The sequence below is a fragment of the Pisciglobus halotolerans genome, assembly GCF_900113675.1.
In the GTDB taxonomy this organism is placed as follows: domain Bacteria; phylum Bacillota; class Bacilli; order Lactobacillales; family Carnobacteriaceae; genus Pisciglobus; species Pisciglobus halotolerans.
This window is the reverse complement of the sequence record NZ_FOQE01000085.1, coordinates 1-1,246: the sequence shown is the minus strand read 5'-3', so window position 1 is coordinate 1,246 and position 1,246 is coordinate 1. Positions and strand designations below refer to the sequence as shown.

Here is a 1,246-nt window from a genome sequence, read left to right as displayed (position 1 = left end):
TATACTGTTCAATTTAAATTAGATGCGGTAGAGTTGTATTCAAGAACAGAGTTGACCTATCGAGAAACAGCCAACCGACTGGGACTGACTACCCCTGCATTGATTAAAGGATGGCAGAAGAAATTCCTTGAAGAAGGAATAGATGGGCTCTCTCAAACGAAAGGACGTCCATCGAACATGCCAAAGAAAACGCCCAAAAATAAAAAGAAAAACGATGTTACACCTTCGAAAAATAACCAAGTAAAGGAACTTGAGAAACAAATCCGACTGTTAGAAATAGAGAATGCCTATTTAAAAGAATTGCGGAGGCGGGGCTTGACCGATCCAGAATTTCTCGCAAAGATAAAACGAGAATCGCCTACGACCTCCGGGAAAAAGGACGAAAATTAAAAGATATTCTGATCGTTATTGATCTTCCTAAAGCCACTTATATGTATTGGCAAGCTCGTTTGGATCAAGAAAATCCGGACCAAAACATCATTCACGAAATGCACAAGATTCGTAAAGAGCACAAAGATTTTGGTTGTCTGCGTATGACGCACGAAGTGCGTGAAGCGGGTTATTTGGTGAACAAGAAAAAAGTCGCCCGTTTAATGAAAGAGAATGGGTTGAATGTCACTTCTTATACACGCAAATCGCGTAAGTACTCCTCCTATAGAGGAGATACAGGAAAACCAAGAAAAAATCTGATCCATCGCCGTTTCTATACCAGTGTTGTGCATCAAAAGATCACGACGGATACGACAGAATTCAAGTATTATGAAAGAGACACGACCGGCGAATTACGTCAGAAGAAATTGTATTTAGATCCATTTATGGACTTATTTAACAGTGAGATTCTCTCCTTTCGCATTTCTAACCGCCCAAATGCTAAGGCAGTGATGGATGCTCTTGAAGAAGCTATTCAGATTACAGATGACTGTCCGTACCGCAGGACGTTTCATTCTGACCGTGGTTGGGCGTATCAAATGGGTGCTTATCAAAGAGAATTGAAGAAACACAGCATTTTCCAAAGTTTCTCTCGTAAAGGAAATTGTTTGGACAATTCACCAATGGAAAATTTCTTTAGTCTTTTGAAACAAGAAGTATATCATGGACAAGTTTTTCATAGCTACGAAGAACTAGAGAGAACAATCGTCACATTTATCGACTATTACAATCACAGAAGAATCAAACGGAAACTCGATTGGATGAGTCCAATCGACTATCGTAAAGAAATTCAGAACGCCGCTTAGGGTTAGAAGTT

The 1,246-nt window shown here is 39.7% G+C and carries 1 pseudogene; it reads left to right on the top strand.

The window, feature by feature from the left end:
• Nucleotides 1-1,235 (top strand): annotated as a pseudogene (locus tag BM057_RS11470) (IS3 family transposase); the annotation flags it as partial.
• Nucleotides 1,236-1,246: the final 11 nt, after the last annotated feature.